The sequence below is a fragment of the Pseudomaricurvus hydrocarbonicus genome (assembly GCF_011602365.1).
In the GTDB taxonomy this organism is placed as follows: Bacteria; Pseudomonadota; Gammaproteobacteria; order Pseudomonadales; family Cellvibrionaceae; genus Pseudomaricurvus; species Pseudomaricurvus hydrocarbonicus.
On record NZ_JAAONZ010000014.1, the window covers coordinates 106,523 to 130,371 of the forward strand.

Below are 23,849 nucleotides of genomic sequence, written 5' to 3' on the forward strand. Positions count from 1 at the left end.
TGTTTGGGCCCAATCGCAAGACGAACTCAGGGGAGGCGCTTTAAGTTTGTCCGAAGTTCAGGGCTGATCGGCAAATTTCGCGATCACTTCCAGAAACGTTTCACCATACTTGTCCAGCTTGCTTGCCCCAACGCCGTGTATAAAGCCCATGGCACGGATGTCGCGGGGGCGCTCTTCCATCATTTGCATCAACGTCGCGTCGTGAAAAATCATATAAGGGGCCAGGTCGTGTTCGTTGGCCAATTGTTTACGGCAATCGCGCAAGGCATCCCATAAGGCGCGGTCAGCCTCAGAGACGCCGTTGCGGGAAGTCGACTTTTTGCGCTGCTGGGGTTCAGCCAGCTGCTCCCGGTAATGGAAGGTTTTTTCGCTGCGCAAGAGTGCGCGGCTGTTTTCGGTAAGCGTCAGGGCGCCAAAGCGCTCAAAGTCGTTACTTAAGTAACCCTGAACAATCAGCTGGCGGGCAATGGATTGCCAGTGCGCGGCACTTAAATGCTTGCCAATTCCGTAAGTGCTGAGTTGCTCGTGACCGTGCTGTTTGACTTTTTCCGTGTCCAGACCACGCAAAACATCCACAATATGTGCAGTGCCAAAACGCTGCCCCGTTCGATACACGGCAGAGAGAAACATTTGTGCCTCAGTGGTGGCTTCCCGGGTTTTGGGGGGCGACAGGCAAATATCGCAGTTGCCGCAAAACGTGGGCGCTTCTTCTTCAAAGTAGTTCAGCAACCCCTGGCGGCGACAGTGAGTAATCTCGCACCAGCCGAGCAGAGCATTGAGTTTATGCCGTTCCACCTGCTTTTGCTGTTCACTCATGGGGGATTCAGTCAGCATTTGGTTGAGCCGCACCACATCTTGTAAACCGTATACCATGTGAGCTTCAGACGCCGCTCCATCCCGGCCGGCCCGGCCCGTTTCCTGATAATAGGCTTCGAGGCTTTTGGGCAAATCCATGTGGAAGACAAAACGCACATCCGGTTTGTCAATGCCCATGCCAAAGGCAATGGTGGCCACCATCACCACATCGTCTTCGCGCAAAAAACGCTGCTGGTGGGTTTCCCGCAGGGAAGCCGGCAAGCCGGCGTGGTACGGCAGGGCGTTAACCCCGCGGCTGACCAGCCACTCGGCGGTACTTTCAACCTTCTTTCGGGATAAGCAGTACACAATTCCTGCTTCGTTTTTGTGTTGTGCCAGAAACTTGATCAATTGCTTGCGGGCGTCCTGACGAACACTCACGTGGTAGCGAATGTTGGGTCGATCAAAACTGGCGTTGAACCTGACTGGCGACTGTAGGTTCAGGCGCTGTTCAATTTCCTGCTGCGTGCGCTGGTCGGCAGTGGCGGTTAATGCCATCAGTGGTGCCTGTGGGAAGTGCTCTTTCAGCACGCTCAGCCCCAAATAATCCTGGCGAAAGTCGTGTCCCCACTGGGATACACAATGAGCCTCATCGACGGCAATCAGCGAAATAGGCTGGCTGGATAAGTACGCCAGGGTTTTCGGTTTCAGCAGGCGCTCAGGAGCAATGTACAGCATTTGCAGTTCACCGGCGGCAAATTGCCGGGTGATCGCTTTTTGTTCGTCCAAAGTTTGGCTTGAATTGAGATAGGCGGCGCTGACCCCCAATTCTCGCAGGGCGGTCACCTGATCCTGCATCAGGGCTATTAACGGTGAGATCACGATGCCAGTGCCCTCGCGCAGCTGCGCAGGAATTTGGTAACACAGGGACTTACCGCCCCCCGTGGGCATCAGAATCAGACTGTCGTGGCCGTTCAGGGCGGATTCAATGGCGAGCGACTGCTGACCACGAAACGCGTCATAGCCGTAGGTGTTTTGCAAAAGTGCCAGGGCGGCCTCAGAGTTCATGCTTTGGTATACGATTTATCAAGGGAGACGCATTGTAACAGCCATAAGTGGGCAGAGGGCGTTGGAGGCTGCCGTATTTGTCATTATTCTTGGTGGGGACAATAAAGTTTCATACCAAGGAATGGTGGCTGTATGTGGAATGGTCGTTCGGGGCGGTTTGAAGTCGTCTGTCTTCTCGTGGGGCTTCTGTCGATGTGGCAAGTTGCGGCAGCTGCCAGGGTATATCATTGGGTGGATGCTCAGGGGCAATCGCATTATTCGGATTCAGCGCTGGAGCCGGAAGCTGATGCCAGGGTGTTGGAGGTGTCCGGGCCGCCGCTGCAGCGGCCTTCACAAGAGAGTGTGCGCCGCCTGGAGGAAAACAAGCGCTGGTTTCAGCAGCGAACCCGGGAGCGCCAGTCAGCAGAGTTAAAGCGCGCTAAACAGCGAGCGATAGCGGCCAAGGCAGCCAGAGCATTGCAGCAGCGCTGTGATAAGGCGCGCTATAAACTGGAAGATGCGGTGCAGCAATACGATGCCCAGCGGCGCACCTGGCTCAAGCCAAAAGCCAAGCGGCAACTGAAGGAAAAACTGGAGCTTTACCGTCTGGCGGTGAAACGCCAGTGTGATTTCTAGAAACTAGAAACTAGAAACTAGAAACTAGGAGCTAGGAGCTAGGAGCTAGGAGCGGAGATTTAAGTCGGCAGGCCGGTAATGGCTCTCAGGCAAAACTGTTTCAGGGCACTCAGCAAGGCTTGTTCTTCACGTTCGTTCAGCGGGTGCTGCTGATCTCTGCCGAGCGGGGCAATCAGGGTTTCCGCCAGGACCCCGACCAGCGCGGAGGCACTGACCTCCACGGACTGCTCCGGAAATTCTTTGCTCTTGATCCCTTCCCTGATGAGTTCGGCGTAGATATCGGCGTAGGCCTGGCGGTAGTTCAGCCGCTCAGCATCAACTTGTGGGTCAACCGGCTCGGCGATGAGTGCATACGCCAAACGCTTGGCTTTCACGGCTCGCTCGGTAAAGGTGGTGATGGCGTTGACGAGGCGCTGGCGGCAGGACACGGCTTCGCTGTCAGCGTTCGGGAAAGCGGTCTCCCTGACGTTATTGACCTCCTTTTCGGTGGCGCTTTTAAAGACCGCCGTGCACAAATCGGATTTGGAATTGAAATATTTGTACACAGTGCCGGTGGCGACGTTGGCGGATTTGGCCAGTGCGCTGATGGTCAGGCCCTGAAAGCCATGTTGAGTGACCAGAGTCAGCGCGCTTTTCAGCAGCAGCTGTTTCTGGGCTGCGCGGCGGGCTTCCGTTTTTGCGGTAGGGCGGTAGGGCATGGTGACCTGTTTCTAACCAGTGGTTTGAGGGGTGCGCTTTCAATTTTGACAGTTTTAACACTGACACTCTCAAGGCTGGGCTATTCTAACGGGTGTGCCGGCTGTTGACTATAGGTGTGAACCGTGATTCACTTTATTAATCTGTGAACTCGGATTCACTTTATTGGTGTGAATTGATCCCTGCCTTGAAAGAGCCTTCTAAAAAGCTTGGCTTTCGAGCAGTCGCTCAACCACCGTCGACCAAAGGCTGGCAGGCGAAAAGTCTTCCTGCCAGCTTGCCTGTGAGGTGTAGCATGACTCATTCAGCTGATTTTACTCCAAGTACCCGCTATTGGGCCGAAACCCACAAGGTTGAAAACCAGCCGCCCGCCCTGGAAAACTACAACGCCTTCACCAGCGATGCGGCCTTGCAGCAGAGCTTGATGGCTCAGGGGGGGGAGTGGGCCAGGGCCGATCTGGAGCATTTTGGCGCGCTCACCGGATCCGCGGAGGTGATTGAGTGGGGGTACCAGGCCAATGAAAACAAGCCGGTTCTGCACACTCATAACCGCCATGGGGCCCGAGTGGATGAGGTGAAGTTTCACCCGGCCTATCACCAGTTGATGAACCTGTCGATTAAAGAGGGGATTCACGCTTTGCACTGGACGGAGAACCGACCGGCGGGCCATGTGGTGCGGGCGGCCAAATACTATTTGATGAATCAGGTTGAGGCGGGCCACGGTTGCCCTGTGACGATGACGTCTGCGGCCATTCCGGCACTGCGGCATCAACCGGATTTGTATCAGCAGTGGGCGCCTAAAATTCTCTCTTCGGAATACGATCCCCGCAATGTGCCTCATGAGCAAAAGGCCGGGGTCACTATAGGTATGGCTATGACGGAAAAGCAGGGTGGCTCTGATGTGCGTACCAACAGCACGCGTGCTTATCCCGTTGCCGAGGGTGGACCTGGGCAGGCTTATGAATTGGTCGGACACAAGTATTTTGTCTCGGCGCCCATGTGTGATGCGTTTCTGGTGCTGGCGCAAACAGAATCCGGGGTTTCGTGTTTTCTGGTGCCACGCTGGCGCCCGGACGGGACGAAAAATCCGCTGCAGATTCAAAAGCTGAAGAACAAAATGGGAAATGTCTCCAATGCCTCGAGCGAAACGGAATTGCGGGGAGCTCTGGGTTGGATGGTCGGAGAGGAGGGGCGTGGAGTGCCAACCATTATTGATATGGTCGCCATGACCCGCTTTGATTGCATGATCGGTTCTGCTGCGGGTATGCGCCAGGCGGTTGCGCAGATCACCCATCACTGCTCTCAAAGAATGGCATTCGGCAAGCTGCTGACCGAGCAGCCGTTAATGCAGAATGTGTTGGCGGATTTGATCATTGAGCAGGAGGCGGCCCTGGCGCTGACCATGCGTATCGGTCGCGCGCTGGACCGCAGTGAACACGATGAACAGGAAAAGCAGTTGGTGCGTATGGGGACGGCTGTGGGGAAATACTGGATATGCAAGCGCGCACCGGGACACGCCTATGAAGCAATGGAGTGCATTGGCGGTATGGGGGTGATGGAAGACGGCATGATGCCGCGCTTGTACCGTGAGGCGCCCATCAACACCATTTGGGAAGGCAGTGGCAATGTCCAGTGTCTTGATATGCTGCGGGCAATGGCTAAAAGCCCAGGCTCTCTTTCCGCGTTTATGGCCGAAATTAGTAAAGCCAGTGGGCTGCACCCCAACATGGATCAGGCGATCGTTGATTTGGCCAAAGAGTTTGAGGTGACCGACAACATGGAATATCGAGCTCGTGCGGTGGTGGAAAAAATGGCACTGGCGATTGAGGCATCTTCGCTGTTGCAATTTGGTGATGGCATCGTGGCGGACGCGTTCTGTCGGTCGCGGTTAGGCAGCAGTAATTCGGGTTGGGTGTACGGTACTCTGCCTGAAGGCATTGATTGTAAAGCGATTATACAGCGGGCAACGCCCTCTCTGGACTGAATCCGGAGATGACTGAAAGTCACTGGGGGAGGACGGGCGAGGGGAGAACGGGGGACAGATAGACTGGCCGTTGCACTGACCAGTCTATCTGTTGGGCTTACTTTTGGGGCTTAGACCAAATTGAAGTTGATGCGCTTTTTGTCCAAATCCACACGGCTGACCTGAACCTGCAGCGGTTGATCCAGAAGGAAGCTCTGCTCTTCGCCGCAGAGGCTCATGCGGTCGGGGTCAAATTTAAAGGCTTTCGGATTCAGTTTCACGAAGCCGTTTACGCCCCATTCGTCCAGCTTTACCGTGATTCCCTGTGAGGTTACCCGAAAGACTTTGGCATCCAGTGTTTTGCCCTGCTGTTGTTCCATGAATAGGCAGATGAGCCATTGCTCCAGGTCGCGGCTGGCGCTGCGGGTGGTGCCGATACTTTTTTGCATCTCAGCCAGAGCTTCCACGGAGGGGCCCTGAAGGCTTTTCTGCTCCAGGATGGCCCGTATTGCCCGGTGGTTGAAGAAGTCATTGTAGCGACGAATGGGGGACGTCACCGTGGCGTAGTGTTCCATAGCCAACCCCAAGTGGGGTGAGGCATCAGTCGTCAATACACCGGCTTGTAACATCAGCCTGAAAGCCGCCAGCTGGGAGGCTGCTTCCGGGTTGCCGTGCAGGCTGTGAATTAATTGCCGATAACCGTCCAGGGTTTCCAGGTCCAACTCGGCCAAGTCGGGAAAATCTTCGGCGACAACTTTTTTAATGCTCTCCAGTCGCTCAGCGCGAAAACCTTTGTGGGATGAGAAGATACCGCTGTGACTGCCAGTGTTGAGGTTGTGTCGTGCAAACAGATCGCCCGCCGATCGGTTGGTGGCCAGCATGGCTTCCTGGACGATTTGTTGGGCCAGATTGTGGCTCTGGCGCCTGATGTCGGCAATGTGCATCTTTTCGTTCAAAACGAGGTCGAAATCATCTCGCTCTTCCATCAGCAGCATGTTGTCGCGACGGTAGTTGTTGAGTGCCTGACTGCAGGCGAGCAGGGTCTTCAACAGATCGTGACAGTCTGTCGGGACGGCTTCTTGCTGCTCCTGTTCCAACAGAGCCGCAACATTGTCATAGCTCAATTTGTGGGCGGAGCGGATGATGCTGAATTCAAAGTCGGCCTGCTCTATTTCACCGCTGTGATTTATCTGCATCTGGCACAGCAGGGCTGGACGGTCTTCACCGGGAACCAAAGAGTAAGTATGGTTGGATAGGGTTTCCGGCAACATGGTAATGGCCCGGCCGGGAAGGTAGGCGGTATTGGCACGCTGCATGGCGGTTTTGTCGAGTGCCGAGTTGGGGGCAATCGACGCGGTAGGATCGGCAATGGCGACCTTTAACAGCCAGCCTGAGTCCGTCGTCTCAATAGACAGGGCGTCGTCCATGTCTTTGGTCGATTCGGAATCAATAGTGACAAACAGCGAGTCCTGCAGCTTGGTGCGCGCGTCGTAATCTGGCAATTCTGTCAGAGCCAGGGAGCTGATGGCGTCAACCTGGGTTTGTTCCTCTTTACGCCATTGGGTCGGCAAATTGTGTTTTTGACTGATGAACGCGTGCTCAATACCGACGTCTCCGGGCTTGCCGAGGATGTCTGTGACTTTGGCCTGGCCCTTGCCATCCTCGAAGGGGTGGCGTACCAGGCGGCAGACCAGGAAATCACCTTCCTGGGCTTTACCGCGGGCTTTGGGCGGGATGAAAACCCAGCGATTCAGCTGTGGCATGTCCACAGACACAAAATGCCCCTTGCCGCGCACCACGTACTGGCCGACCAGGGTTTTGGTGGTGGAGCTGATCAATTTATCCAGTTCGGCATCAACTTTGTTGCTTTCGGGGTTCTCGGCCTTTTCCGTCACACTGACCTCAACCCGGTCACCGGGCAGGACGCGGGCCATCTCATCCGGGGCTAAAAAGGCTTCGCGGCCATCCTCCAGAACCACAAACCCAAAGCGTCCCTGGCTGCCGCGTACGGTGCCTTGGAACAGGTTTTTATCGGAACGGATGGTTTGTTTCAGTTGGTTCAGTTGGTTTAGAGCATTGAGATCAAGCATGTGAGGGCAGCATCTTGTTGGATACGTGAAGAAAGCTCGCCGGAAGGCGGTTCGTTAAGGCGGCAATAATAGCAAATTCGACCCGCAGATAAAGCGACACTTTGGCTTTGTGGCCGCATTAATAAATTCTTGGCAGGGAAATCCGGTATAATTGGATTTATTTTTCAGCCAGACAAGTTTTATGCTTCACGATTGGAGTCGCAGGGTTTATGAAAATTCAGTCGGCCATTGAGGCCAAGTTAGAGCAACGTTTTTCCCCCCAATATCTGGAGGTGGTAAATGAGAGTCATATGCATAGCGTACCGCCGGACTCAGAGTCCCACTTTAAGGTGGTTTTGGTGTGTGAGGGATTTGACGGGGTGCGTCAGGTTCAGCGTCATCAACAGGTGTATAAGGTGCTGAGCGACGAAATGGATGGCGAGGTCCACGCTTTGGCGCTGCACACCTACAGCCCGCAGGAGTGGCAGAAGACGGGGTTGGCCCCTGAGTCACCGCAGTGTCTGGGTGGGTCCAAGGCTGATCGCTGAGTTGTAAGTGTGAAGGGGCGCTCTGACGGGATACCCTGCCTGAGCCTTAAAATTTGATGTGTTCAAAAAAACACCAGTTCGCTACAATGGCGCCCGCCTGGGCCGTGTACAAGTTGAGCCTGTTGCCGCCATTTTTTAGTTTTTCAGAAGTTGAGTCAGTTAACCGTTATGAGCCAGTTTGTTATTGCCGCCCTGTATAAATTTGTTGCCCTGCCAGATTACAAGGATTTACGTGACCCCTTGCTGGAACATTGTTTGGCTGCGGGAGTTAAAGGTACGTTACTGCTTGCCTGCGAGGGAGTAAACGGCACCATTGCCGGTACTCGGGAAGGCATTGACAGTGTGTTGAGTTACCTGAAAGCGGATGAGCGCCTGGTTGACCTAAGCCATAAAGAGTCCCTGGATGCGGAAATGCCGTTTTACCGCATGAAGGTCAAGCTTAAAAAAGAGATCGTTACTATGGGGGTGGAGGGGATTGACCCCCGTCAGGTCGTTGGTACCTATGTGGCCCCTAAAGACTGGAATGCACTGATCTCAGACCCGGACGTGGTTGTGGTTGATACTCGCAATGATTACGAGTACGAACTGGGCAGTTTTAAAGGGGCATTAAACCCTAACACCAAGTCATTCCGGGAATTCCCCCAATATGTTGCTGACAATATGGATCCCGGCAAACATAAGAAGGTGGCTATGTTTTGTACTGGTGGAATTCGCTGTGAAAAGTCGACTGCTTACATGAAAGAGCAGGGCTTTGAAGAGGTCTATCATTTACACGGCGGTATTTTACAGTATCTCGAAGATGTGCCCGAGCAGGAGAGTCTTTGGGATGGTGAGTGTTATGTGTTTGATAACCGGGTAAGTGTTGACCACAACCTGAACCCGGGCACTTATGATCTGTGTCACGGATGCCGGGAGCCGATCACTGCCGACGATAAAAAGTCTGAAAAGTTTATTGAGGGTGTGGCTTGTCCTCGGTGCTATGACACGCAGACCCCAGATCAGCGAGCCCGCTTTATGGAGCGGCAAAAGCAGATGGAGCTGGCCCGTAAGCGAAATGAAATTCACATGGGCGCTTTACCGCCAGAGAGGCAGTTGCAGGCGAAGTAGGGGGGAAGGCATACAGGGTTGTATTAAAAGTGATCAGCCGGCGATCCTCTTACCGCTAATTGAATTCACAAAACCGCAGTTTATGTTGGTTTACTTGTGGTTTTAGGACGGTCGTACTGTACTCTTTTATGGCTTGTATGGTCTAATTCCTTATGTGCAAATGATGTAGAAGACATGTAATGAATTTTGAAGATTGGACCGTTGACTTAAAGAGTTTAACAGCCACACATTCCTGTGGATTCCGTATAGAAATCGAAGGTAATCCTAAAGACCCCAGTGCCGTACACCCAGGGAAATTCCCCCAAGGGCTAACCAGCATCGAGCAGGTGAGGCTGGTCCGTACCGGTGTGGAGGCGATCGTTGCCGAAGCCAAAAAAGGGCGTACTGCCAAGCCGGTTGTTAAAAAACCAGCTTATGTCTCTCCAGCCAACAAGCCTAAAAGAGCGACCCTGTCGCTCAACCGCAAGTCTTCAACAGAAACCTCGTAAATCACTAGGGGCTGCTGGGCTTGTTGTGCAAAGCCTGTAGCGACGAGACTCGTGTAAGCAACAAAAAAGGCGCTTATAGCGCCTTTTTTTTGTTCAGCAGATGTTGCTGATCTCTGAGTGTCCTTCCTATCGATAAACGACCTGTCCTTTCATCAATAGCATGGTCTGGTGGTTATCAACCAATTTAAACAACTGGTCAAATTTCTCGGCCGCGACATCGGTAGGGCTGCCACCGTTTTCAACGGAATAGGTGACGCCGTTGACTAAAGAATTCAACTCTGAAGCCACCGAATCGATTGCGGAAAAGACACTCTCAGTGGTTTTCTTGTCCAGGAAAAGTCTTTGTTTGCCCGTCTTGCTCAAATACTGATCACACTCCAGCATCCAGTCCTGGCGTTGTTCGAGGAATTTCCGAATGTTGTTCATGCCGCCACGATGTTGGCTGGTCAGTTGTTTATCACGATACCGTTGCAGACTTTTAATGGAGCTGGTCATAAAGTCCAGTTTGATGCCTTGACAGTATTTTTCAGAAAGGTAGCTGGGGAATTCATCGTCGGCAAAGACGCCGTTAACAACAAATAGAGTGGTAAGTAGGACAAAGCTGACTTTCAATTTCATTATTAGGCCGCCTGGTTTTTAGTTTTGATTCTTAGTGCCGAGCTGCTTAGAACTTTAACGACATTTTAAGGTACAACTGTGATATATGTCACAGAAGGTGTTGGTGTCAAGAAGAAATGGGCGACAGCTCACTCTATGGCCTTTTTTGACCTTTATTTGGCCTTTTTTGACGGGACTTTACCGAGGATTTACGCCATTTCCCAAGCATTAATAAATGAGGTTTATAGGCTGATTAAGGTCTTGATTTAATGGCCAGGCGTTTGCTCTTTGGTGGGACCAGGCCAAAATGGTCTTGCTAGCACGCGAGTTTCAAAAGGGGTTTTATAGGAGATTCTTTTTGAATGGAACGTGGTTAACCAGGTGGGAAGTAACGACTTTGTTGGGCAAAGCCCTGCAGTCGTGGGCGGACTGCTGTGCGTGTCTGCATTCCCCCTCTTTTTCACATCGGGACGTTGTGTGAAAAAGGGAGGGGCAGTTTGAGGTTGTTGTCTTAAAGCTTAAATTGGGTCTTGGCGGCGATCTCCGAAGTGCCCCAGAAGTGCCGGTATAAAACGTTGAAGGGTCCCCGTCATCAGTGCGAAGTCAGCATCAAATTGTGCCGCTTTATCGCCGTCCGCGCTGTCCCGTGCTTCGCTGACCAGCTCTTCACCAAATTTCATTCTTTTAATCGACAGATCATCGGCCAGCATGTATTGCAGGCTCTCGTCCCAGTTAAGAGCGAGCTTTACGGCTTGTTTGCCGGCATTCAGGTGGGGCTCGATTTCCTTGCCCAGCAGCTCCTGTTTTTTGCAGCGCACGATGCTGCCTTCTTCCCGCTGTTCTCGCAATTCACACTCGTCTCCCAGCTCCAGATCTTCAGGCAATGGCTCTCCGCGAAGCCAGCTGGTCATAACAACCGCTGGGGATTCAGTAACCTGGACCGGGACCACAGGCAAACTGCCCAGGGTTTCTCGCAGCAATTTCATCCACTCTTCAGCTTTGCCGTAAGAACCGCTATCGATACAGAGCCAGCCGTTTTTGATGTCAATGTAGCCAAACGTTCGATGAGATTTGGTAAAGGCCTGTGGTAGGCAGTCAAAAATGATTTCTTCTTTGAGGGTTTCTTTTTCTTTGCGATAGACCCGGCGGTCTTCTTTGGCTTCAATGGCCTTGACCTTGTCATCCAGTTTTTCGCGAATCACCGCAGCGGGTAAAACCTTTTCTTCTTTGCGAGTACAGAGCATCAGGCAGCCATTGGCGCTGTGATAGAGCTCTTCACTGGTTTCGCCCATGGGGCTGACCCAACCGTAGCGGCTGGTCTCCTGACGTCCGCAAGGGACAAACGCCTGAGTTTGTAACAATTCGGCCAGTTGCTCAGTTTCGGTTTCGAAAGGACTGGTAAAGCGATAAAGCAAAAGATTTTTAAACCACATAGTCAGCCTGTTTATGGTTGTCTTGGTAAGCGCGCTAGGAAAAGGCCGCGCATTATGGCTTAGCCGATGACTGACTACAAGAATTGACCTCTCAAGTCTTGGGTGCCAGGAATTATTCGGCAGTTTCAGGTACGCGGCCAGTATCTGGTCGTAAAATGATCAGTCAGAATGTGTCCACAGTGTGGTATTTTTAAGCTTCCCGGTGAGAGTTAATCTCTGATTAAGGGCGGTCGCTGGCGGGTATTAAAATTTAAGGCAAGGGCGGCGTTACCAAAGGGCTGGTTTAAAGAGCGCCAGGCTGGCCATGGCGCCTGCAGAGCAGAGAGCGAGTAGACAGCAGGGGCCTCGCCAGCTTGAGGGGGCGTAGCGCAACCCAAGAGCGCCTAGCAGGATGTAGGCAATCAACAGCATCAACTTTAAAGCCAGCCAGCTATTGTCTGTTGGGGTGATGTGAGTCAGTGCAATTAAGCTGAGCCCAGTGAGCAGTAACAATGTATCAATAAGGTGCGGCAAACGCTTCACCCAGGCTGTCACATGATCGAGTTTGCCCTGCTGTGCCCACAGAGCACGCAGGGCGAAAAAGGCAACGCTGACGGAGGCTAAGGCGATGTGAGAGTGCTTCAGCAGCTGATACATGTCGGCTGTCTCAGTCGTTGAGGGCACGCCCAATTAAAGCGCCCATGGTCTCTGAAAGAGGAAGTTTGAGTGCTGCGGCGTGACCATTGTCCGACATTTTATTCCAGGTTTTACGGATAATATCGATTACCTTTTCCTCATCATGGGGGGCTGCAAACTCTTCAAGGTGAAACTCCAAAAAGACCAGGCAGGCAATGTCTTCCATCGTTTGGGCTTCAGGGTCACGCTTGAGTTGCTTTTTCTGCAGTATGTTTTTGACGCGTTCCTTTTCTTCTTCGTTGTACCCGCACTCGCTCATTAACTCTGCGGTCAGGTCGGCGTGGAACTTGGCCAGGTCTGTGCGCCAGCGTTTGTAACCGGGGCGGTCCATGGGGTAATCCTTGCGGGGAATACTCCAGCGCTGGATATGTTGCGCCCGACAGGCGATTTGTAAAAATTCTGAGGCATCCGGCTGAAAGTCTGCCAGGCGCTGGCTCATTCGCTGCCCATAGAGCAGTTCTTTGGCGATAGCGTTGCCGTCGTGAACAACCGAATGTGGATCTTGCCGGTTCTTTTGATCTATGGCGTCCAAAACTCGAGATAAACGGTCGTGCTGAGTCATGTGAGATTCCTTTTAGTGATTATCCGTCATTTTCATTGGTTTTGATTTAGATGTAAAAGATTTAATCCAGATCAAGAACTTCACCGGGTGATTACGATGTAATGCGCCCAATGAAAAAGAGACAGTCATTTAAAGAGGGAATACCATGAATAACGTAATGAAACAATTGTCTATCGCTGCGGTACTTTCAGCTGGACTGGTGTCCACTGAGGCCTTGGCGTTTGAGGCGGGAGATTGGGTGGTTCGTGCCGGGGCGACGCAGGTCAACCCGGAAGAAAGCAGTAGCCCGCTGGCTTTGGATGGCGCTATTCTGGAAGCCCCTCTGAATGGTAAATTGGGGGTTGATAGTGATACGCAGTTGGGACTCACCGCTGAATATATGCTCAGTAATAATTGGGGGATCGAGCTGCTGGCCGCGACGCCGTTTTCTCACACCGCTACGGTGACCGATGCCAATGCGCTGCAGGGGCTGGACGTCGCCGACGTTAAACATCTGCCGCCTACCTTGAGTGCGGTATACCATATTGATACCGGCAACAATTTTAAACCGTATCTTGGCATTGGCGTTAACTATACGATATTTTTTGAGGAAAGCATCACCAGTCAAGCGGATGCCGCATTTACTTCGCTTGGCCTCACCGGAGGGGATGTGGAGCTTGACGATTCCTGGGGATTATCGTTCCAGTTCGGAGCGGATTACCTCATCAGTGAGAACTGGTTGTTGAACGCATCTGTACGCTGGATTGATATTGACACAGAAGCCAAAGTTAAATTCGATAACGGCTCCAGAGTGACGTCTGATGTTGACGTGGACCCCTATGTATACACTGTCTCAGTAGGTTATAAATTTTAACGTTAAGTAACGGCTAGAATTTAAAGTAAGCAAAAGAACCCAGACGAAAAAGCCCGTGAAAACGGGCTTTTTCGTTTCTGGAAGTGGTGAGTTCAGATGGCGACTAATGGCGATGCGCTGTAGGACTTGTCACGGTTTTTAAGTTATTAGCCGTCGCCTTGCTATGGTTTTGGCCTTACTGACAATCGGGCTCTACGTTGGCAATTTTTTTCAGGCCCGCCATGTCCAAAATATGGATTTCTTTTTTATCCACCGCAATTAAATTGTTTTTTTGCAAACGGCTGAGTACTCGGCTGACCGTTTCAATGGTCAGGCCCAGGTAATTGCCCATGTCTGAACGTGACATCGGCAATCGGAAAGATGTGGCTGACAGTTGGCGGTGATGATTACGTGTTGAAATACTCAGCAGCAATGAAGTAATCCGTTCATCAGCGCTGTTCTTGCTGAGCAGGGTGATTAACTGTTGGTCAGATGTAATCTCACGGCTCATCAGCTGGAAAAAATGTCTCTGCAGAGTGGGCAGCTGTAAGCTCAGGCCTTCCAGGCGGGAGAATGGGATTTCACACACCGCTGACGTTTCCAGGGCTATGGCAGAATTGGTGTAGTGGTTCTGGGCAATGCCATCCATGCCAAGTACCTCGCCAGGCAAATAGAACCCTGTCACCTGCTCCTGCCCATCATTGGTTATATTCACTGCCTTTACGGTGCCAGAGCGCACAGCGTAGACGGACTGAAAGGTGTCGCCGGAGCGATACAGGTATTCGCCTTTTTGGAGTGGACGGCCACGCTGGATAATATTATTCAGCTTGTCGATGTCATCGATATGTAAGCTGATGGGTAAACAGATGGCATTGAGCCGACAGTCACCACAGGAGACTAAGGGGTTGTGATGACATTGCTTCCCGGAGGAGGTTTTGTCAGTGGCGAGGGTGCTCGAACTTGTCACTGTGGTGTCGCTCATGGAAAATGCTCAGAGGTGGTCTTGTTCTGGTTGCGCCGGAAAGGCAAAACCTTACTCCGGAACTAACATGAATTCACCACATTTTCCTACAGGGAAGCAGGCAGGTAAAGGTACTTTTCGTTTGTAACCCGCCGATTCTATTGAAAATAGCGGATTAGACGTGAACACAGGGAGCTAAGTTGGAGAATGCCCTCCTGAGTTAAGGTCAATCTTTGGTCGCTGATACGGTATAAGGACAGCGCAGAGCGGTTTCTGTCACTAAAATTATTATTTTTCAGGTTGTCGCTTTCGGTGACAGAAGTGTTTGCGATGTGGCTGGTGGCATTGGCGTCGTTTAGGGCAGAAAGGAGGTCAAGGCCGTATCGACGCTTAAAATAGCTTAGATCCAGCTGGTGATACTTCAATAGATGGTCGATGACCCGCTTGATTCTGACGTCGGTAGAGTCGATTAGATAGCGGTCAAACGGGTAGGAGGCATATTCGCCCAGCGCCGTCGGATTGACGGTGCGAATGTGGCCGGTTACGCTGGTGCTGCCAGGTCCCAGGCCAATAATGTTACTGACATTTTGGCTGTTATAGCCTTCTATGGTGTGCATGAGCTGAAAGTTTTGCCGCGCTTTGTCTAATTCGCCACCGGGTACGTAGAAGTGGTCGTTGCCGAGCACGGAGTAGCCCGTTTTTCCTAACCCCTGGTGCAGGGCCTGTAATCCTCGCGTATCACTGGCGATTAACTCGCTCATGGGGGAGAACGAAATGGTGTCGGGGCGGCGCCCACCGTCAGTGATCATGGCCGTAAGTGTTGCCGGAAACTGCCTTGGCAGCCACTGAAGTCTGAGCCCAAAGTGTTGAAAGTGGAAGTCTTCGCTTAAGACCGAGCAGAGCTGCAGTAACTCAAGGGTGACAGAATCCTGGGGCTGCAAAATCACTTCCAGGCTGTTAAACCCCAGACCCTTAAACAGCGCGAGTCGAATAGGGTCCAGTTCTTCTGCGGTGAAGCTTACTTTGTAGTGATTATCGGGATTGGGGTTCAGCTGGAATTGTCGGCCGATAAAGTACATGAGTTGGGTTGCGTCGGTATTGTCGAGTAACCCGTGGGGCAATTGCCAGTGCAGCCAAGGGGTTTGCCGACCTTTGAATTGATTTTGCCGCAGGTTGATTTCACGTAACAGAGCATCCAGTAATGGAGGGGTAGGGGGTTCTCCCTGTTGAGTTCTGTGAATCTCTTCGGCTTTTTCGGGGCGCGGTGCAAATAAGCTTAAGCCCAAAGGCGAGCGGTTGCGCAGGCTGAGGGTTGAAGTCGATGTTGGCTTTGAAATCGCCTCATTTAGCACGTGTTGATTCCAAAAATAGCTTGTAGGGTAGCAGGGGTCTATTTGTTGGTGTTCGGTGACCGTTTGGGGAAGCGAGTTCATGCCCATAAGCGTACCCATTCCATAATTAGAAAATTTATGCGGTCAGTTTACGAGCCTGCCTGTCGGGCGTTTTGATGTATGTCAATCAAACCACGCAGGGCTTGTCCCCAAGCGGCTTGCCAGCGGATAGGCGGGTATCGGCATTTGTTGATTGAAGCTTGCTGGAATGCTGGCTGTTAAGGGGGGCACGGGGGCAAAATATGGATGTGTTGATATGCGTCAACCGTGCTTCTCAAGGTTGAGGTATCATCTTCTTCAATGGGCATCAGTTGTTTAAAATAGACTTGGTGGTTTAGCTAATTTAGGTGATCAAAAGCGGCCGCTCTGCTCAGTGTCCGTCGGTTATTTCATGGTCGGCAGCGCTGCAGGTCTGTTAGTCATATAGCCACAACTAAGGTCTATACTGAGGTTTGAGGTTTTCTGGGCTATAGAGTCTGGATCCAGACCTGAAAATCTGCAGCAAGGAACAAAACTGTAGAAAGAAACAAATCTTCAGACAGAAACCAAGGGCATTGGGCGGGTTCAATCTGTTTTCTCTTTTTTTGAGTAAACCGCCAGCGGGTGATTTTCAGGTACTGAATTATCGGTAAACAGGTTTATATTTTGGGCTACAGATTTTCAATCTGAACAGTTTTTGAGTTAAGGTTACAATTTTACATTCACGTACACGTAAGGGAAGTAGAGAAATGTCTAATCAGGATACATTGTTTGTTATTGTCGATCCCACACAGGTTGAACACGTTGCCCTGGAGCGTGCAATCATTACTTCTCGTCTGCGGGATGTGAGCCCCAAACTGAAGGTTTTTGTCGCGGTGGACCCAGCCGCCGTGTCACTGGATGCCGATAACCCGGACATTTATCGGGATACTGAGTGGTTTGACAACCTCAAAAAACCATTAATTGAAGAGGGGCTGGATTATACCCTGGTGATCTGCTGGTCAACTCAGTGGCATGAGGCCGTATTACAGGCGGCTAAAAAGACGGAGGCGGATTTGATACTACTGCCTGATTACTCTGCCAAAGATTCCCGGAATCGGTTTTCTGATGCCAAGTGGCAGGTACTGCGTCATTCAAATTGTCCGGTTTTAATCTGCCGCCCAGGTGCGGACAGTCAGCGTAAAACCGTTCTGGCGGCCTTAAAAATGCAGGATACGTCACCGCAGTACGCGGCTTTGAATGACAAGATTCTGGCTCGGGGCAAGTGGATGGCGGAGCGTTACGGCGCTGATTTTCAGGTGGTTAATACTTACACGGACTCATTGAATTATCCGGATCGCGGTAACATGATGCGTAAAATCAATATTGATTCGGACAAAATTCACGTCCGTCAGGGCGCGCCAGAAGATATAATCCCTGAGGTCGCCAATGAAATCAATGCCGATATCATTGTGATTGGTACACTTAAGCGTCGCGGTATGATGTTGGCGATGCGAGGCAATACCTCTGAGCGGGTGATGAGTCGTCTCAAGCAGGACGTTATGACCCTCAACTAGGCCTTGGCATCAGGACAATAAACAGAGGCGAGGCCTCTGTGTCAGCTAAACGACACGGCATAAACCGGCCAAGCAATGATAACACCCACAAAAAAAGAGGAGCCTATGCTCCTCTTTTTTTGTGGGTCAACAGAAAGCTGGCGGTCGAGACAGCTCAATTGAAGTGGAAGTTTCGACCGCTATCTCGTATTTCCGTCAACTCGGGAAGGAGAATTGCACCCCTTCACGTACCCCGCTGGAAGGCCAGCGCTGAGTGATGGTTTTACGATTGGTGTAAAAGCGAACACCGTCTGGGCCGTAGGCACTCAGGTTACCGAACAATGAGCGCTTCCAACCGCCGAAGCTGTGGTAGGAGACCGGGACGGGCAGTGGCACGTTGATGCCGACCATGCCGACCAGAATGTTGTCACTGAAGTAACGTGCGGCCTCACCGTCGCGGGTAAAGATGCAGGTCCCATTGCCGTACTCATGATCATTGATCAGTTGCATGGCTTCGTCCATGGTTTCGGCGCGAACCACCAGCAAAACCGGTCCAAAAATTTCTTCGTCATAGCATTTCATGCCAGGCTTAACGTTATCAATCAGAGTGCCGCCGACAAAAAAGCCGTTCTCAAAACCTGCCACTTGCGGGTTGCGACCGTCTACAACAATGGTTGCGCCCTGTTCTTCGGCGCTGTTGATGTAGCCGTTGACCTTGTTTTTGTGGGCTTCGGTAATCACCGGGCCAAAATCATTGCTGGCATCAGTGTAATCGCCGACCTTCAGCCCTTGCATGGCTTCAGTCATTTTTTCAATCAGGCTGTCAGCAGCCTCATCACCCACACAAACGGCCACAGACAAAGCCATACAGCGCTCACCGGATGAACCGAAGGCTGCACCAGTCATGGCTGCCACGGCGTTATCCATATCGGCATCGGGCATGATGATGGCGTGGTTTTTGGCCCCACCCAGTGCCTGGCAACGTTTTCCGTGGGCGCTGGCCGTGGCGTATACGTACTCGGCAATGGGGGTCGATCCAACAAAGCTTACAGCTTGTACACGGGAGTCTGTCAGCAGGGTATCAACTGCGATTTTATCGCCATTGACGACGTTCATAACCCCATCCGGTAAACCGGCTTCTTGCAGCAGTTGTGCTACAAACAGCGTGGAGGAGGGGTCGCGCTCGGAGGGTTTCAGCACAAAGGTGTTGCCACAGACGATGGCCAGTGGGTACATCCACAGCGGCACCATGGCGGGAAAATTGAACGGGGTGATACCTGCGACCACACCCAGGGGTTGCATTTCGCTCCAGGAATCAATATTGGGGCCAACGTTGCGGCTGTGTTCACCTTTCAGCAGCTCCGGGGCATAGCAGGCGTATTCAACGTTCTCGATACCGCGGGTCAGTTCACCCATGGCATCGTGGGAAATCTTGCCGTGCTCTTCACCGATCATGGCACAAATCTGTTCGGCATTGTCTTCCAGCAACTGCTTAAAGCGGAACATGATTTTGGCACGCTTGGCCGGTGGCGTGTTGCGCCATGCCGGGTAGGCAGCCTGAGCCGCAGCAATCGCTTCTTCCACGGTTTCTTTGGAAGCCAGCGCGACTTGCTTGGTGGCTTCACCGGTCGCAGGGTTGAAAACATCCTGCGTACGTTCTGCCGCTTCGCTCAGCGAACCATTGATCAGATGACCGACAATACTCATATAAACCTCTTTTAAAACTTCAAAATAAATTGTTTTGCGCCGATACGGCGCAACGACTAACCTTTTTCTAGTTTCTAGTTTCTAGTTTCTAGTTTCTAGTTTCTAGTTTCTAGTTTCTAGCCCTTGGCCACTTCGTTAATGCTGTCGCCCAGGGCGCTAACCAGCGTGTCTATTTCTTCTGGCTGAGAAATGAACGGCATACCCAGTTGGATGGTGTCACCGCCGTAGCGCACATAAAAGCCTTTTTCCCACATCTTCATCGCGATTTGATAGGGACGCAGCAGGGGTTCACCGGGTGCTGCTTCAATGGTGAAGCCTGCCGCAACGCCGCAGTTGCGGATGTCCGTAATCAGCGGTGTGCCTTTGAGTTGATGGACCCGATCTTCCAGCATCACGGCCAATTCTGCTGAGCGTTCAACCAGTTTCTCCTGCTCCAGAATATCCAGTGCAGCAAGAGCGGCGGCACAGGCAACAGGGTGAGCCGAGTAAGTGTAGCCGTGAGGCAATTCAACGGCGTAGTCCGGACCGCCTTGCTCCATGAACGTGTCGTAGATTTCCTGCTTGGCAATGACTGCACCCATGGGAATGGCGCCATTGGTCAATTGCTTCGCGGTGTTGAGAATGTCTGGTGTCACACCAAACGCCTCTGCACCGGTATTGGCACCCATACGGCCAAATGCGGTAATCACCTCATCAAAAATCAACAGGATGTTGTGTTGGTCGCATATGTCGCGCAGCCGCTGAAGATAGCCTTTAGGCGGTGGCAACACGCCGGCAGAGCCAGCCATAGGTTCGACAATGACTGCAGCAATGTTGGAGGCATCGTGTAACGCGATCAGTTCCAGCAGTTCGTTGGCTTGATCAGCGCCTTCTTCCGGCATGCCTTTGACAAACTTGTTTTGCGGCAGGACGGTGTGGGGCAGGTGATCGGCATCCACTGCGGCGCCAAATAGGGCGCGGTTACCGCCAATGCCGCCAACACTGATACCGCCAAAGTTCACCCCGTGGTAGCCCTTGGAGCGACCAATCAGCTTGGTTTTGGTGGGCTGGCCTTTTTTACGCCAGTAGGCGCGGGCGATCTTGAGCGAGGTCTCGGCCGATTCCGAACCGGAACCGGTAAAGAATACCCGATTCAGGCCTTCCGGCATGAAGTCGGTGATGCGCTCAGCCAGCTGGAAGGCTTTGGGGTGACTGAATTGAAACGCCGGGGCGTAATCCAGGGTAGCAAGCTGCTTGCTGACGGCCTCGGTGATCTCGGGGCGGCAATGACCCGCACCACAGGTCCATAGACCGGATAAACCATCAAAAATTTGGCGTCCATCTGCACTGGTGAAATAAGCACCTTGTGCAGCGGTGATAATACGAGGGTCTTTCTTAAAGTCCCGGTTGCCACTGAAAGCCATCCAGTGGGCGTCCAGCTGGGCCTGGGTGACGCCTGCAAGCTTGTCGCTCATCTCTTGTTCTCCTGAAGCGGGTTGAGTCTGATCAATCGTCAGCAGGCAGAATAGGCCAATCTTAAAGTTTCAAAAATATTAAGTTATGAATCTTAATGTTCATGTTTATGAAACATAATGTTGAGGTGCGAGGTGCGAGGTGCGAGGTGCGAGGTGCGAGGTGCGAGGTGCGAGGTGCGAGGTGCGAGGTGCGAGGTGCGAGGTGCGAGGTGCGAGGTGCGAGGTGCGAGGTGCAAGCCCCCCCTTGAGCGTGGGAGGGGGGATTTAATGAAACAGGGCTGGATGTGTTTAGTTGGTTGTGGTCTCAGATTGCTTGGCCGCCAATGCATTTTCCAGGTATTGCCTGTTTTGTTTGAGGTTCTCTCGGGCCTTGGCAAAGTAAACCGGTGATGCATCGATGGCTTTTTTCAGGTAGCGCTCTGCGACCTTGTATTTGCCGCTGACCATGCAAAGGTAGCCCACGGTATTGTAGGCTTCAGGGTCTTCCATAAAGCGAGAGAAGGTATCCACGGCCAGTTGATACTTTTCCATGCGGACATAGAGTAACCCCATGTTGTGCCAGGCTTGGGTGAATTCGGGATCTTGCTCAATGGCCTGATGATAGTAAATATCCGCTTCTGGCCACTCGCCGGCCAGATAGTGAGAATACCCCAGGTTGTTGTAGGCGGATGCTGTGTTGGGCCGTATTTTGATGGCCAGTCGGTAATATTTCTGTGCTTCGGCAAAGTTGCTCTCAAGATCTGCCAAAACCCCGAGATTATTGTAAACCGGGTACGGGGAACGGTTGTCAACACGCAGCAGGAGCTTGGCCGGTAGAGGTGTTTGATTGTCGGTATGGGCTTCAGTAACACTATCTTCTGGCTGGGGTGTATCAGCAGCAAGGGGGGGGGGCGAAGCATCATTAGTCATATGGCTTCTAGGCTGCAGCAAAGGCTTGAAACGCTGCTGATCAACTGCCAAAGCCTGCAGGAAATAGGATTTGGCCTGATCCCGGTGTTTTTGTTGCAAGTGAATCTGCCCAAGCCCCATTAAGGACTCAAGATCGTCGGGTGCTTTCAACAGGGCGCGTTCAAAAGCAACCTGAGCCAAAGCGGTATGGTTGAGTTGCAGGTGAATTTGCCCAATGCGCCGATAGACTTCAGGCTGATTGGGGTCTTTGGCTAAGGATTGTACCAGATAGAAGATGGCCTGGTCGGTATTGCCGCTTTGCAAGGCCGCCTGTGCTTCGCTATTGAGCTCGCTGGCGTCTGCGTTTTGGGTTTTACTTTTATACGCGACTTCACGAGAGCCCTGATACAGGTCGCTGTTGTCAATGTCGCCCGTGGTTTTGTTGTCGGTGCTGGCGCAGCCTGCAAGAGCCATTACGAGCGTGAGGCAGACACATTTTAGGGGTGAACATGAAACTCGAGAATGTGACATTGAAATTTCCTTATTTAAACGCTTCGAGGACTTGAAGAATGGCTGGGCCAACAGCAATCACAAAGAATGACGGCCAGATGAATGCGGTTAGCGGAAAGATCAGCTTGGTGCTGATTTTAGCCGCCTGCTCTTCGGCAGCTTGCATGCGTTTATCCCGAAACTCTTCCGCGTAAGTTCGCAGGGCATCGGCGACACTGGTGCCAAAGCGCAGGCTTTGATCCAATAAGGTTGCCAGGCCGCGGATCTCATTCAGACCAGTGCGCTCAGACAGGTTTTTAAACGCCTGGCTGCGAGGCACGCCGACCATAATTTCTTTATTGATGAGCGCCAGGTCTGCCGCCAGCTCCGGGTGGGTAATATCCAGTTCCTGGGCGACACGAGCAATGGCGCTGGTCAGCCCGAGTCCGGACTCTACACAAACCACCAACAGATCCAGGGCGTCGGGAAAGGCCGCCCGGAGTTTACGTTGGCGTTTGTCTACGAGTTTTTTGAGCACGTAGTTGGGCAGCATTACCCCGGCCGAGAAGGCCAGCAAGGTGGCGACAATGACATTTTGTGTGGAAATCCCGACTGAAAATCTTGACAGCATTAGCACCGCCAGGGGCAGCCCCACAGCCAGAATAGTCTTGTAGGCATAAAAATTGGTGACAGCATTATTGCTGCGAAAGCCGGCAATAATCAGTTGTTTTTGAATGTGACTTTTATCTTGGTTATTACTCGGCAACAGGGCGCTGGCCGCTGTGCCCATAATGTGTTTGAAAAAATCGTCGCCTACGCTGGCAGTGGCCGCAGCATTTTTATCCTGGGTGATGGCGGTCAGTCTTTTTCGGGCAGGGTCGCTGAAAGCACTCAGAAGAAAACCCAGGCTCATAACAAAGGCAAAGGCCGCGGTGGCGGTGATGATCACAAAAATGGTTTGTGAAGCCTGGGGGTCTTTGACAATCGAATTGATCAGTTCGAGAAAATATTGCATGGTTTACACCTCAATACGAATGATTTTTCGAATGACAAATATGCCCATCACCATGCCGACGCCTGCAGCGATTAACAAGTTTTGGCCGGTCGGTGTTTCCAATAAAATGGGCAAATAACTAGGAGTGGTTATGGAGATAATGCCAAACAGGACGAAAGGTACCAGACACAGGACCCACGCCGATATGCGCCCTTCGGCGGATAGCGTTTTCACACGGCGTTGGAACCGGTAGCGACCACGAATCACTTTCGCCAGCTTGTCGAAAATCTCGGCCATATTGCCGCCGGTTTCCTTTTGAATGACCACGGAAGTCATCAGGGCCATTACGGTGACGCTGGGGATTCTTTCAAGTAACCCTAACAGGGCGGTACGAATACTGTTGCCGTAGTTGAGGTCCATAAAGGTGGTTTCAAATTCCTGGGCGATGGGGTCATCCATTTCTGCGCCAACCAAGTGCAGGCATTCGACTAGCGGATGCCCTGCTTGTAGAGCGCGTTTCATAATGTCCAGGGCTTCAGGCAACTGTTCTTCGAAGCTTTCCAGGCGAAGGTTTCGATCGCGACTGAGTTTGATAAACGGCAGGATCATTCCGGCGAGAAAGACCAGTACCGGTACCCACCACACGTTGCTGAACAAAGCTGCCACGGTGCCAGCCACAAGCCCGACAACAACAGCGATGATGACAAAGCGGTAGGCGGGTATACGATACCCAGCCTGCTGTAGATGGGATGTTAGAGAGGTTAGCCATTCAGAGCTTTCGAGTTGTTTTTCCCACGGACTGAGCCGGCTCAAATAGTCATCCCGTAACAGTCTGGCACTGGCAGGCTGTTCCGTTTTTTCGCGTACGGCTCGCAACCTTTGTTGCAGGCGCGCACGGTTTTTCTTCGATTCACCAAACACCGGCGTGGTTAAAGCAAAACTCAGCAAAAAGACGGCGGCGGAAATCAATCCAATAAAAAAGAGATAATTCTGCGACATGGCC

The 23,849-nt window shown here is 52.1% G+C and carries 21 protein-coding genes; 7 read left to right on the forward strand and 14 right to left on the reverse strand.

Annotated elements, in window-relative coordinates; translation table 11 throughout:
* Positions 1–57: 57 nt before the first annotated feature.
* On the reverse strand, positions 58–1,863 hold the full coding sequence (gene recQ, locus G8770_RS16395; RefSeq protein ID WP_167189222.1) for a DNA helicase RecQ: 1,806 nt from the start codon (positions 1,861–1,863) through the stop codon (positions 58–60).
* A gap of 132 nt (positions 1,864–1,995) precedes the next feature.
* Here recQ and G8770_RS16400 point away from each other — a divergent pair, with 132 nt between their 5' ends.
* Positions 1,996–2,478 carry a DUF4124 domain-containing protein gene (locus G8770_RS16400; protein ID WP_167189225.1) on the forward strand — a complete coding sequence of 161 codons (483 nt, stop codon included), beginning with the start codon at positions 1,996–1,998 and terminating at the stop codon, positions 2,476–2,478.
* A gap of 59 nt (positions 2,479–2,537) precedes the next feature.
* On the opposite strand, the gene G8770_RS16405 is transcribed toward G8770_RS16400, so the two are convergent.
* Positions 2,538–3,176: a TetR/AcrR family transcriptional regulator gene (locus G8770_RS16405; protein ID WP_167189228.1), complete on the reverse strand. Its 639-nt coding sequence runs from the start codon at positions 3,174–3,176 to the stop codon at positions 2,538–2,540.
* A 293-nt stretch (positions 3,177–3,469) separates the two neighbouring features.
* On the opposite strand from G8770_RS16405, the gene G8770_RS16410 reads away from it, so the two are divergent.
* Positions 3,470–5,158: an acyl-CoA dehydrogenase family protein gene (locus tag G8770_RS16410; RefSeq protein WP_167189231.1), complete on the forward strand. Its 1,689-nt coding sequence runs from the start codon at positions 3,470–3,472 to the stop codon at positions 5,156–5,158.
* 110 nt (positions 5,159–5,268) lie between these two features.
* On the opposite strand, the gene G8770_RS16415 is transcribed toward G8770_RS16410, so the two are convergent.
* Positions 5,269–7,227, reverse strand: coding sequence for a VacB/RNase II family 3'-5' exoribonuclease (locus G8770_RS16415; RefSeq protein ID WP_167189234.1), 1,959 nt, complete (start codon positions 7,225–7,227; stop codon positions 5,269–5,271).
* Between the two features lie 209 nt (positions 7,228–7,436).
* On the opposite strand from G8770_RS16415, the gene G8770_RS16420 reads away from it, so the two are divergent.
* From G8770_RS16420 to G8770_RS16430, 3 genes are all read left to right on the forward strand, one after another.
* Entirely contained in the window at positions 7,437–7,754 is a 318-nt protein-coding gene (locus tag G8770_RS16420) for a BolA family protein (protein ID WP_167189237.1), read from the forward strand.
* Positions 7,755–7,922: 168 nt separating this feature from the next.
* Positions 7,923–8,861 carry an oxygen-dependent tRNA uridine(34) hydroxylase TrhO gene (gene trhO, locus G8770_RS16425; protein ID WP_167189240.1) on the forward strand — a complete coding sequence of 313 codons (939 nt, stop codon included), beginning with the start codon at positions 7,923–7,925 and terminating at the stop codon, positions 8,859–8,861.
* 179 nt (positions 8,862–9,040) lie between these two features.
* Positions 9,041–9,349 (forward strand): hypothetical protein, encoded by a 309-nt coding sequence (locus tag G8770_RS16430; protein WP_167189243.1) that lies wholly within the window; start codon positions 9,041–9,043, stop codon positions 9,347–9,349.
* Between the two features lie 126 nt (positions 9,350–9,475).
* Here G8770_RS16430 and G8770_RS16435 read toward each other — a convergent pair whose 3' ends face one another.
* The 4 genes from G8770_RS16435 to G8770_RS16450 form a co-directional block, all read right to left on the reverse strand.
* Entirely contained in the window at positions 9,476–9,967 is a 492-nt protein-coding gene (locus G8770_RS16435; RefSeq protein WP_167189246.1) for a hypothetical protein, read from the reverse strand.
* Between the two features lie 497 nt (positions 9,968–10,464).
* Positions 10,465–11,379, reverse strand: a complete 915-nt coding sequence (gene rdgC / locus G8770_RS16440) for a recombination-associated protein RdgC (RefSeq protein WP_167189249.1) — start codon at positions 11,377–11,379, stop codon at positions 10,465–10,467.
* Positions 11,380–11,646: 267 nt separating this feature from the next.
* Positions 11,647–12,015 carry a SirB2 family protein gene (locus G8770_RS16445; RefSeq protein WP_167189252.1) on the reverse strand — a complete coding sequence of 123 codons (369 nt, stop codon included), beginning with the start codon at positions 12,013–12,015 and terminating at the stop codon, positions 11,647–11,649.
* 10 nt (positions 12,016–12,025) lie between these two features.
* The gene (locus G8770_RS16450) at positions 12,026–12,616 is read right to left on the reverse strand and encodes a DUF4202 domain-containing protein (RefSeq protein WP_167189255.1); all 591 of its coding nucleotides are present in this window, start codon (positions 12,614–12,616) and stop codon (positions 12,026–12,028) included.
* 145 nt (positions 12,617–12,761) lie between these two features.
* On the opposite strand from G8770_RS16450, the gene G8770_RS16455 reads away from it, so the two are divergent.
* Entirely contained in the window at positions 12,762–13,469 is a 708-nt protein-coding gene (locus G8770_RS16455; protein ID WP_243760537.1) for an OmpW/AlkL family protein, read from the forward strand.
* Between the two features lie 175 nt (positions 13,470–13,644).
* On the opposite strand, the gene fnr is transcribed toward G8770_RS16455, so the two are convergent.
* A complete protein-coding gene (gene fnr / locus G8770_RS16460; protein ID WP_167189258.1) occupies positions 13,645–14,430 on the reverse strand; it encodes a fumarate/nitrate reduction transcriptional regulator Fnr in 786 nt (261 codons plus the stop codon).
* Between the two features lie 137 nt (positions 14,431–14,567).
* A complete protein-coding gene (locus G8770_RS16465) occupies positions 14,568–15,842 on the reverse strand; it encodes an oxygen-independent coproporphyrinogen III oxidase (RefSeq protein ID WP_167189261.1) in 1,275 nt (424 codons plus the stop codon).
* Between the two features lie 686 nt (positions 15,843–16,528).
* Here G8770_RS16465 and G8770_RS16470 point away from each other — a divergent pair.
* The gene (locus G8770_RS16470; RefSeq protein WP_167189264.1) at positions 16,529–17,335 is read left to right on the forward strand and encodes a universal stress protein; all 807 of its coding nucleotides are present in this window, start codon (positions 16,529–16,531) and stop codon (positions 17,333–17,335) included.
* Positions 17,336–17,530: 195 nt separating this feature from the next.
* On the opposite strand, the gene G8770_RS16475 is transcribed toward G8770_RS16470, so the two are convergent.
* The 5 genes from G8770_RS16475 to G8770_RS16495 form a co-directional block, all read right to left on the reverse strand.
* Positions 17,531–19,021, reverse strand: a complete 1,491-nt coding sequence (locus tag G8770_RS16475) for a CoA-acylating methylmalonate-semialdehyde dehydrogenase (RefSeq protein ID WP_167189267.1) — start codon at positions 19,019–19,021, stop codon at positions 17,531–17,533.
* Between the two features lie 116 nt (positions 19,022–19,137).
* Positions 19,138–20,475 (reverse strand): omega-aminotransferase AptA, encoded by a 1,338-nt coding sequence (gene aptA, locus G8770_RS16480; RefSeq protein ID WP_167189270.1) that lies wholly within the window; start codon positions 20,473–20,475, stop codon positions 19,138–19,140.
* A gap of 288 nt (positions 20,476–20,763) precedes the next feature.
* Entirely contained in the window at positions 20,764–21,837 is a 1,074-nt protein-coding gene (locus G8770_RS16485; protein ID WP_167189273.1) for a tetratricopeptide repeat protein, read from the reverse strand.
* A gap of 67 nt (positions 21,838–21,904) precedes the next feature.
* On the reverse strand, positions 21,905–22,867 hold the full coding sequence (locus tag G8770_RS16490; protein WP_167189276.1) for a type II secretion system F family protein: 963 nt from the start codon (positions 22,865–22,867) through the stop codon (positions 21,905–21,907).
* 3 nt (positions 22,868–22,870) lie between these two features.
* Positions 22,871–23,845, reverse strand: a complete 975-nt coding sequence (locus G8770_RS16495) for a type II secretion system F family protein (protein ID WP_167189279.1) — start codon at positions 23,843–23,845, stop codon at positions 22,871–22,873.
* Between the last annotated feature and the right edge of the window lie 4 nt (positions 23,846–23,849).